The organism is Oleiagrimonas sp., from assembly GCF_027858935.1.
Classification (GTDB): domain Bacteria; phylum Pseudomonadota; class Gammaproteobacteria; order Xanthomonadales; family Rhodanobacteraceae; genus Oleiagrimonas.
This window is the reverse complement of record NZ_JAQIBU010000284.1, coordinates 1-2,286: the sequence shown is the minus strand read 5'-3', so window position 1 is coordinate 2,286 and position 2,286 is coordinate 1. Positions and strand designations below refer to the sequence as shown.

Genomic DNA, 2,286 nt, shown 5'->3' with positions numbered 1-2,286 from the left:
GGCGACGAGGAGTGCCAGTTGCTGCAGGCGGACCTGGAGTCCTCGCTGTCGGATGTGCGTCTGGCGGTGCAGGACTGGCAGCCGATGCGCGGCAAGATGTTGCAGATCGCCGAGGAGCTCGCGTCCAGGGAGTTGCCGCTTGATGCCGAGGACGTGGCCGAGGCGCGCGCTTTCCTGGAGTGGGCTGCGGACGACAATTTCACCTTTCTGGGGTATCGCGAATACAAAGTGACCGATGTCGACGGCGACAAGGTGCTGAGCAGCCTCGGGGACACCGGGCAGGGCATCCTTCGCGATTCCAGCCGCGCCACGGCACCGCGTTCGCTGAGCACTCTGGTGGCCTCGCATCTGCCGCAATCGGGTGCGATGGACGCGATCATCCTGACCAAGGCCAACTCACGGGCGCGGGTGCATCGTCCGGGGTACATGGATTACATCGGGGTGCTGAAGTTCGACGCCGATGGCCATCCGGTGGCCGAACAACGGTTCCTCGGCCTGTTCACCTCCACCGCGTACACACGCAGGCCCCAGGACATGCCTCTGGTGCGGCAAAAGTACGAGTCGGTGATGCGCCGCTCGGGCCTTCGCCGCGACGCGTATTCCGGCAAGGCGTTGCGCCACATCCTCGAGACCCTGCCACGCGACGAACTGCTGCAAGCCTCCCCGGACGAGTTGTACCAGGTCGCCATGGGCGTGCTGGAGCTCAAGGAGCGCGCGCGGCCACGCTTGTTCATCCGCAGGGACAAATATGGGCGGTTCTTTTCCTGCCTGGCTTTCGTGCCGCGGCTGCGCTTCAGCACCAGTGTACGCAAACGGCTTGAGAATCTGTTTTCCGAGGCGTTGCTGGGTAAAACGCTCGATTCCAGCGTACAACTGGGTGAGTCCGCGCTGGCGCGGCTGCACGTGGTGGTCCGTCTCGAACCGGGCGATAACCCCGACTTCGACACGGCCAGTCTGGAAGCGCAGATGGTCAACATCGTGCGCAACTGGCAGGACGACCTTCGCGACAGCCTGGTCGAGGCGCTCGGCGAGAGCGAGGGCCTGTCGCTGGCCAATCGCTACGGGGCGGCATTGCCTGCCGGGTACATTGAGGAAGTCAGTGCCGATGTGGCCGCTACTGATGTGCAGGCGCTGGCGCAACTGAATGACGACCAGGCGGTGCGCATGTCGTTCTACCGGCCGCAGCAGCATACGGACCAGGTGCGCTTCAAGGTCTACCGGCGAGGGGTCGACATCCCGCTTTCGGACATGCTCCCGCAACTGGAAAACCTCGGACTGCGCGTGCTGACAGAGCATGTCTACGACATGCGCGTGGATGACGTACGTCTGTTCATCCAGGACTTCGAGGTGCATACCGATGGGGACATGGTATTTGCCGTGGACCTTGTGGGCGGGCATTTCGAAGAGGCCTTCGAGAATGTCTGGCGCGGCAACGCCGAGAGCGACGGCTTCAACCGTCTGGTGCTTGGCGCTTTGCTGCACTGGCGGCAGGTGGCCATGTTGCGTGGCTACTGCAAGTATCTGCAGCAGGTCGGCATTGCCTTCTCGCAAAGCTACATGGAGGAGACACTGAATCGTTACCCGGCCATCGCCAACCTGCTGGTCGAATTGTTCAACGCCAAGTTTGATCCCGAGCGCGTCTCGCGTTCCGGCGAGGCATTTTCCGCGCATGAAGCCGAACTGAGCCGCGAAATGGAGGCTCTGGTCCCGGCCGCGACCCGTGCTGCGCATCCTGAGCTCGTACACAAAATCGTCGCTGCCATCAAGCTGCCACGCCAAGCCCAGGTCGAAACGTTCTGGGAGGCCATCACGGTTCTGCTTGACGATGTCGCCAGCCTTGATGACGAGCGCATCATCAAAAGCTACATGGACGTGATCCGCGCCACGTTGCGAACAAGTTATTTCCAGCGTTTCGAAGGCAAGCATCGGCATTACATCAGCTGCAAGTTTGATTCCACGCTGGTGCCTGATGCGCCCAAGCCGGTGCCCTTCCGCGAGATCTTCGTGTATGCGCCGCGGGTGGAAGGCATCCACCTGCGCTTCGGCGCGGTAGCGCGTGGTGGTCTGCGCTGGTCGGATCGGCGCGAGGATTTCCGTACCGAGGTGCTGGGCCTGGTCAAGGCACAGATGGTCAAGAACACGGTGATCGTGCCGGTTGGTTCCAAGGGCGGCTTCTTCGTCAAGCATCCGCCCGAGAGCGGCGAACGCGAGGAAGTGCTGGCAGAAGGCGTGGCCTGCTACCGGATGTTCATCGAGGGTCTGCTGGACATCACGGACAACCTGGAG

The 2,286-nt window shown here is 62.4% G+C and carries 1 protein-coding gene; it reads left to right on the top strand.

Annotated elements, in window-relative coordinates; all coding sequences use genetic code 11:
* Positions 1-2,286, top strand: a 2,286-nt coding sequence (locus PF446_RS10490) for an NAD-glutamate dehydrogenase domain-containing protein (RefSeq protein ID WP_298071372.1), incomplete at both ends; no start/stop codon positions are given.